This is a genomic window from Nonomuraea cypriaca (assembly GCF_015645445.1).
GTDB classification, from domain to species: Bacteria; Actinomycetota; Actinomycetes; order Streptosporangiales; family Streptosporangiaceae; genus Nonomuraea; species Nonomuraea cypriaca.
The window spans coordinates 1-6,844 of record NZ_JADOGI010000377.1; the positions used below are offsets into that span (position 1 = coordinate 1).

A 6,844-nucleotide genomic window follows, 5' to 3' on the forward strand; every position below is an offset into this window, starting at 1 on the left:
CCCCTGAACGTCGCCTCACGCCCGCTACTCCCCGGTGCTGAACATCTGGTCCTGAACATCGCCATGCCGGCCGCCCCGGGCGGCCGGCACCGCGTTTGTGACGCGCGGGACGAGGAGCGGGAAGGTCGCGCCCGTGTCCGAGGGGCTCTTGCTCAACCACCTCGGGATTCCAGGCGCTCAGGCCGTCACGCGGGATCGGGCGGCCCTCAACCCTGCTTGCCCATCGCCTTGCGGATCACGTCCCGGGTCCTGTCCATGATCGCGACGGGCGGACCCACGAGCAGGTTCTTCGGTGCCGTCTCGACCCCGGCGTTCGGGTGCCCGCTCCATCTGCGTGAGCATGTCCTTGGCCGAGTTCTCCTCGGCCAGCCGCTCGTCCACCACGTCCTCGCCGTGATCGAGCTTGCGGCGCGCGTAGGGATGGACGATCTCCTCCTCTGCTGTCTCGTGGACGGCGAGCAAGCGCACCAGCCGCTGGAACGTCTCGGTCCTGTCCTCCGGGGCGGCGTTCTCGACCTCGTCGAACATGGCCTTGATCTCCTGATGCCGGCGCGGCGGCAGGTCGACCACATCCTCATGTGCGGCGACTACCCGAGGGGCCGGGAAGCACACCCGCGGGTCAGCCGAACGACGGGGGCCGCTTCTCCTTTAGCGCGCGTACGCCCTCGGCCACGTCGGGCCCGCTGAAGCCGAGGAACTCCATGGCCAGCGACGCGTCGAACGACGGGCCCGCCAGGCGCAGCCAGTTGTTCAGCGAGTATTTGGTCAGCCTGATGGCGTCCTGGGCGCCGTCGGCGAGGCGCCGCGCGATCTCCATCGCCTTGTCGTGCACCTCGTCGTCGTCCACGCACAGGCTCACCAGGCCCATCTGCTCGGCCTGCGCGCCGGTGACCGGCTCGCACAGCAGCAGGTGGTATTTGGCCTTGGCCAGGCCGCACAGCAGCGGCCAGACGATCGCCGCGTGGTCGCCCGCCGCGACGCCGAGCCTGGTGTGCCCGTCGATGATCTTCGCGGTGCGGCCGGCGACGGAGATGTCGGCCAGCAACGCCACGGCCAGCCCGGCGCCCACGGCGGGTCCCTGGATGGCGGAGACGATCGGCTTGGAGCAGTTGAGCACGTTGTAGACGAGGTCGCGGGCCTCGGTGAACACGCGCATCCTGGTGGCGTGGTCGCGCGTCATGTCCTCGATCATGGACAGGTCGCCGCCCGCCGAGAACGCCCGGCCCTCTCCCCTGACGACGACGGCGCGCACGCTGTCGTCGCGGTCGGCGTCGCGCCAGATCTCGCCCAGCTCGCGGTGGGCCGTCGCGTCCACGGCATTGAGCCTGCCCGGCTCGCTGATCGTGACCCGCAGCACCCCGTCGGCCGGGGTGTCGAGCTTGAGCTTGGTGTAGGTCACCAGGACTCCCGCAGCCGCCCCGCGACGTATGAGCGGGCGTCGGCGCCCTGGTCGAACAGGCCGGGCAGGGCGAAGAAACCGTGCAGGGCGCCGTCGTATCGGCGGTGCTCGACGGGCACGCCCGCCTGCGCCAGGCGCCGGGCGTAGGTCTCCGCCTCGTCTCTCAGCACGTCGTACTCGGCCGTCACCACGGTGGCCGGCGCCAGACCCGCGGCCTCGGGCAGCCGCAGCGGCGACAGCCGCGGGTCTGCGGGGTCAACCCCGTCGGCGTACTGCCGCAGGAACCACGCGATCTCCGCGGCGGGAAGCACATAGCCCTTGGCGTACGCGCGGTGGCTGGGCGTGCCCATGGCCGCGTCCAGCACCGGGCAGACGAGCGCCTGGTGCGTCAGCCGCAGCCCGGCGTCGCGGGCCTGCCAGGCGGCCACGGCGGCGAGGTTGCCGCCCGAGCTCTCGCCGACCACCGCCACGCCGCCGTTGCTCTGGTAGAACGCGGGCCGGGCGAAGATGTCGCGCACGACGGTCCACGCGTCGTCGGCGGCGGCGGGGAACGGGTGCTCGGGGGCGAGCCGGTAGCCGGCCGACACCACCACCCCTCCGCTGTGGACCGCCAGGTAGCGCGCGGCCGCGTCGGCCCGCTTGATGCTGCCGTAGACCCACCCGCCGCCGTGGAAGTAGACCACGACCGGCAGCGGGGCGTCCCCGGGGTCGGCGCGGTAGATCCGGATGGGCACGCCCTCGGCCACCTCGTCGCGGACGAAAGGAAGCTTCGTCAGCGGGCCGCGGTGGATCGCGGCGCCGTCGGTCTGCGCGCGTGTCCGCTGGATGTCCTCCAGCGTGATCGAGTCGAAGTCGGTCTCTTCCTCCGGCCCGATGGCTGCGAGGTAATCGCGTGCCTGGGGGTGCAGCGGCATGATCGCAGCTTAGCGGGCCGCCTCGATGAACGCATCGAAGAGCCGGTTGTCGTCGCCGCGTTCCGGGTGCCACTGGACGCCCACGCCGAACCTGTGTCCCTGCAGCTCGATGCCCTCGACGATCTGGTCCTCGGCCCAGGCGACGGCCAGCAGGCCGCTGCCGAGGCGGCGTACGGACTGGTGGTGCGGCGCGGTGACCTCGACCAGGTCGCCCACGGCCTTGCCCAGCTTGGTGGACACGCTGACCTGGATGGTGTGGGGCACGCCCGGCTCGGCGTGGCGGTCGCTGTCGAGCACCTCGGGCAGCCACGGGATCAGCGTGCCGCCCTGGGCGACGTTGAGCACGTGCATGCCTCTGGCGATGGCCAGGATCGGCACGTCGGCCCTGATGGCCGCCCTGGCCAGGGCCAGCTCGAAGCGGTCCCGGTGCTCCTGCGGCTCGTGCACCCGCGCGTCCTGCTCGCCGTTGTAGGCGGCCGCCGCCAACTCGACGCCGCCGGCCAGGACCACGCCTCGCAGGCCGCGTACGTAGTCGTCGATGGCATGGGGTCCGATCGGCGGGAGGACCACCGGCGCGCCGCCCGCGCGCGCGACCGCTTTGGCGTAGGAGGGAGGAGACAGCACGGCCTCCCGCACCCAGTCGCTCCAGCGCGCGGCCTCGAAGTAGGCGGTGATACCGATCAGCGGTCGGGACATTCGATCTCCAGGGGACAGGGTGGAGTCCGTGCCGCCATCAGCCGGTCGAGGTGACGGCCACATGCCCCATCATGGCGCACACCCTTTCCGATATGTCACCCCTCCCAAAGATCCCCGCCTGCAACTTGCCTCCCAAGGCGCCGGATTTTCCGCCCTGCGCCCCTTTCATCACCCTTTGCTGTGACGACCCTTCTGGGTGGGGGCGAAGCAGGCCATCAGGGCAGGCGGGACGTGGTCTCGATGATCATCTGGGCGAGGATCGAGGCGGCGGCCGGGCGGGTGTCGAGGAGCTCGTCCAGCCTGGCGCGCCAGGCGCCCGCCTCCGCGTAGATCGCGTCCGCCTCCGCCTGCAGGCGCAGGCGCGTCTCGCAGAGCTGCAGCTGGTACATGATCCCCAGATAGTGGCCCACCGTGTCGCTGAGCCACCAGTAGGCGTCCGTGTTGGCGGCGTGGACGAAGATCCGCGCGCCTTCCCAGGCGACCCGCCGGGGATGCAGGACTGCCATGGCCGGATGGTACGCCCGCCCGACCCCGAGGGAAACGGCTTCCAGCACAGGTGACATGCTCCTCACGCACCGCCCGGCGGCTGGTGCCGGCCGGGCGGATCAGCGAGATCGCCGGATTTCCCGGCGCAGGCGTGTTCCGCCGTTTCCGCCTTCCCGATGAGATCGCAGTGAAGGCAGATATGACTGATATTCGCGTTCGCCGGCTCGAAAGGAGGCAAATGCTGAACACGAAGAATCACGAACTCACTACGCATAGTTCAGCTTCGCACCGTATTGGGGGGAATCGGTTGTGACGCCTCATCGGTGGTGTAAGACTCAATTTTGAGCGCATCGGATTGCCGGGGCCCTCCGTGCGTTCACGACCCGGAGCCGTCAGGGAGGTGGACGACCAGACCGGAATAACGCTTCCGGTCCAAAGGGTGAGGTGTTGGGTTATATGTCGTTGAATCCGCGCCTGGTAAAGGAGAGTTTCTCCGTCATCGAGCCGATGGCCGACAAGGCCACGGCCTACTTCTACGGCCGGTTGTTCGCCGAGAGTCCGCACCTGCGTGGCATGTTCCCGCCCGCCATGGACGTTCAGCGCGACCGGTTGTTCAGCGCGTTGACGCGGATCGTCTGGAGTCTGGACAGCCCGGACAGTCTGGCGGCGTTCCTGGGCCAGCTCGGCCGTGATCACCGTAAGTACGGCGTGATCTCCGAGCACTACACGGCCGTCGGCAACGCCCTGCTCGCCACCGTCCGCCGCTACGCCGCCGACGTGTGGAACGACGAGATCGAGGCGGCCTGGGTGGCGGCGTACACGGTGGCCGCGAACCTCATGATCGAGTCGTCCGAGTCGGACGCGGGGGTCTCCCCCGCCTGGTGGCTGGCCGAGGTGGTCGACCACGAGCGGCGTCACCGTGACATCGCCGTCATCACGCTGCGGCCCACGCAGCGGCTGCCGTACACGCCCGGTCAGTACGTCAACGTGCAATGCGCCCGGTGGCCGCGCGTGTGGCGAACGTTCTCCATCGCGAACGCGCCGCGCCCGGACAACACGATCAGGCTGCACGTGCGCTCGGTCCCCGGCGGCTGGGTGTCCACCGCGCTGATCAGGCACACCCGCATCGGCGACACGCTCATGCTCGGGCCGCCGATGGGCACGATGGCGCCGCGCGAGAGCAGCGTCCGCGACGTGCTGTGCGTGGCGGGCGGCACGGGCCTGGCGCCGCTCAAGGCCATCGTCGAGCACCTCATCGCGTCCGGCCGCCGCCCCAACATCCACCTCCTGTACGGCGCCCGCACCGCCGAGGAGCTCTACGACCTGCCCGACCTGATCAGGATGGAGTCGTCGTTCCCCTGGCTGCGGGTGCTGCCCGTGGTGTCCGACCAGCCGTCGTACGAGGGGATGCGCGGCAACCTGGCCGAGGTCACGCAGCGCTTCCACTCGTGGGCCGAGCACGACGTGTACGTGTGCGGGCCGTCCACCATGGTCAACGAGACCGTCCGGCGCCTCCAGATCGACGGCGTCCCGCTGTCGCGCATCCACCGCGACGTCATCCAGGGCGAACGCTGACCCCACACCCGCCGAGCCGGGGCCGCCGGCCGTTCGGCCCGTCCGCGCGCCGCCCGCCGAGCCGCAGCCGCCGGTCACCCGGCCCGGCCGCCCGCCTGCCCGCCGGACCCGGGCGGCCCGGCCTGTCCGCGCCGTCCGCCACGACGGCGCGCGGATCGGGCCGGGGGCCGCGGGTGCCCATCTTGTGATCAGGAGGTTGACAGCGGGAGCTGAACGGTGCGAGGTGGAGTCTGACACGCCAAGTGGAGGTCCGCAGTGCCATCTCCCGCCAGGCGCCGAGGAATCGGCGGACTCGTCACCGTACCGGCCGTCATCACCGCGACCCTGCTCCTCACCTCCGCCCCGGCGTCGGCGGGCGTGCCACTGACCGAGATCGGAGCCGACCCGTACGCCAACGCCACCAGCCAGCACGGCACACAGGCCGGCCCGGACACGTACGCGTGGGGCACGACGATCGTCACCGCGCAGCAAACAGGGCGGTTCTTCGACGGCGGCGCGTCCGGCATCGCGTTCGCCACCTCCTCCGACGCCGGGGTCACGTGGGACCGGGGCGTGCTCCCCGGGATCACCACGTTCGGCGGCGGCCCCCACCCCCGGGCGAGCGACCCGTCAGTGGCATTCGACGCCAGGCACGGCGTCTGGCTGATCTCCTCCCTGGCGCTCACCACCGCAGCCGACGCCGCCGGAGCCGATGGCGCAGCCGGGGCCAGTGGCGCTGCCGCGAGTGACGCCTCCGGGGCGAGTGGCGCCGCCGAGGGGAGTGGCGTCACCGGGGCGGCGGCGCTCGTCAGCCGGTCCGCCGATGGGGGTCTGACCTGGGGCGGACCGGTCACGGCCGCGGCGGCGGACGGAGGCGACCTGGACAAGCCGTGGATCGTCTGTGACAACGCGCCGGCCGGCCGCTTCCACGGGCGCTGCTACCTCGTGTTCGACGACCACGCCGCGGACAACGCGATCAAGGTGGCCCGCTCCTCCGACGGCGGCCTGACCTGGACGGTGGCCGGCACCTCGGCCACCGGCCTGGGCGGGCAGCCCGTCGTGCGGCCGGACGGCACGGTGGTGGTGCCGTACCTGAGCAACGACAACCAGATCCGGGCCTTACGCTCGCGCGACGGCGGCGTGACGTGGAGCCCGAGCGTGCTGGTCTCCGAGGTGCACCGGCGCACGGTGCCCGGCGGGCTGCGCGCCGCGCCGCTGCCGTCGGCGGAGACCGACGCGACCGGCACGGTGTACGTCGCCTGGCACGACTGCCGCTTCCAGCCCGGCTGCGCCGGCAACGACATCGTGCTCGGCAAGTCGGCCGACGGGGCCTCCTGGGGCCACGTCCTGCGGGTCACGAACGACGGCGGCGACCACTTCGTCCCCGGCCTAGGGGTCGACCGCGTCACCTCGGGCGGCACGGCCAGGCTCGCACTGGCCTACTACCGCTACCCGGACGCCGAGTGCCGGGGCGCGGCCTGCCGGCTCACGGTCGCCTACACCTCCTCCACCAACGGCGGCGCCACCTGGGCCGCGCCGGCCGAGTTGCGCGGGCCGATGGCGCCCGCCTGGCTCGCGGACACTCCTGGGGGCCGCCTGGCCGGCGACTACATCTCCACCTCGGTCATCCCCGGCGGCAACGCCTTCGCCGCGTTCACGGCCGCGTCGGCGCCGTCGGGCGGGGCGCTCGACGTGCGCACGTACACCGTCGCGGGCGGCTCACCGATCGAGGGCGGCGGCCCCGCCCCCATCGCCATCGAAGCACCCACCGCCACCGGCGAGACCCTGCCCACCC

At 71.7% G+C, this 6,844-nt stretch carries 8 protein-coding genes; 2 read left to right on the top strand and 6 right to left on the bottom strand.

All coding sequences use genetic code 11. The annotated features are described in order from the left end of the window. Positions 1-177 precede the first annotated feature (177 nt). The 6 genes from ITP53_RS52970 to ITP53_RS52995 form a co-directional block, all read right to left on the bottom strand. A complete protein-coding gene (locus ITP53_RS52970; RefSeq protein ID WP_328818708.1) occupies positions 178-570 on the bottom strand; it encodes a hemerythrin domain-containing protein in 393 nt (130 codons plus the stop codon). A 49-nt stretch (positions 571-619) separates the two neighbouring features. After that, the gene (locus ITP53_RS52975; RefSeq protein WP_328818710.1) at positions 620-1,399 is read right to left on the bottom strand and encodes an enoyl-CoA hydratase/isomerase family protein; all 780 of its coding nucleotides are present in this window, start codon (positions 1,397-1,399) and stop codon (positions 620-622) included. Next, positions 1,396-2,313: an alpha/beta hydrolase gene (locus ITP53_RS52980; protein ID WP_195903070.1), complete on the bottom strand. Its 918-nt coding sequence runs from the start codon at positions 2,311-2,313 to the stop codon at positions 1,396-1,398. Before ITP53_RS52980 ends, ITP53_RS52975 begins: the two co-directional genes overlap by 4 nt. Before the next feature lie 9 nt (positions 2,314-2,322). Beyond that, complete coding sequence (locus ITP53_RS52985; RefSeq protein ID WP_195903071.1) at positions 2,323-3,009, bottom strand: gamma-glutamyl-gamma-aminobutyrate hydrolase family protein; 687 nt, start codon at positions 3,007-3,009, stop codon at positions 2,323-2,325. A gap of 215 nt (positions 3,010-3,224) precedes the next feature. Next, complete coding sequence (locus ITP53_RS52990; RefSeq protein WP_195903072.1) at positions 3,225-3,515, bottom strand: hypothetical protein; 291 nt, start codon at positions 3,513-3,515, stop codon at positions 3,225-3,227. 62 nt (positions 3,516-3,577) lie between these two features. Next, positions 3,578-3,769, bottom strand: coding sequence for a hypothetical protein (locus tag ITP53_RS52995; protein ID WP_195903073.1), 192 nt, complete (start codon positions 3,767-3,769; stop codon positions 3,578-3,580). 182 nt (positions 3,770-3,951) lie between these two features. On the opposite strand from ITP53_RS52995, the gene ITP53_RS53000 reads away from it, so the two are divergent. Together ITP53_RS53000 and ITP53_RS53005 are read left to right on the top strand one after the other, a co-directional pair. Then, positions 3,952-5,070, top strand: a complete 1,119-nt coding sequence (locus ITP53_RS53000; protein ID WP_195903074.1) for a globin domain-containing protein — start codon at positions 3,952-3,954, stop codon at positions 5,068-5,070. A gap of 255 nt (positions 5,071-5,325) precedes the next feature. Further along, positions 5,326-6,844, top strand: a 1,519-nt coding sequence (locus ITP53_RS53005) for a sialidase family protein (protein ID WP_195903075.1), incomplete at its 3' end; no start/stop codon positions are given.

Coding starts and splice junctions, on each gene's coding strand:
- ITP53_RS52980 (WP_195903070.1), bottom strand. CDS start 2,313: ATGCCGCTGCACCCCCAGGCACGCGATTACCTCGCAGCCATCGGGCCG.
- ITP53_RS52985 (WP_195903071.1), bottom strand. CDS start 3,009: ATGTCCCGACCGCTGATCGGTATCACCGCCTACTTCGAGGCCGCGCGC.
- ITP53_RS52990 (WP_195903072.1), bottom strand. CDS start 3,515: ATGGCAGTCCTGCATCCCCGGCGGGTCGCCTGGGAAGGCGCGCGGATC.
- ITP53_RS52995 (WP_195903073.1), bottom strand. CDS start 3,769: ATGCGTAGTGAGTTCGTGATTCTTCGTGTTCAGCATTTGCCTCCTTTC.
- ITP53_RS53000 (WP_195903074.1), top strand. CDS start 3,952: ATGTCGTTGAATCCGCGCCTGGTAAAGGAGAGTTTCTCCGTCATCGAG.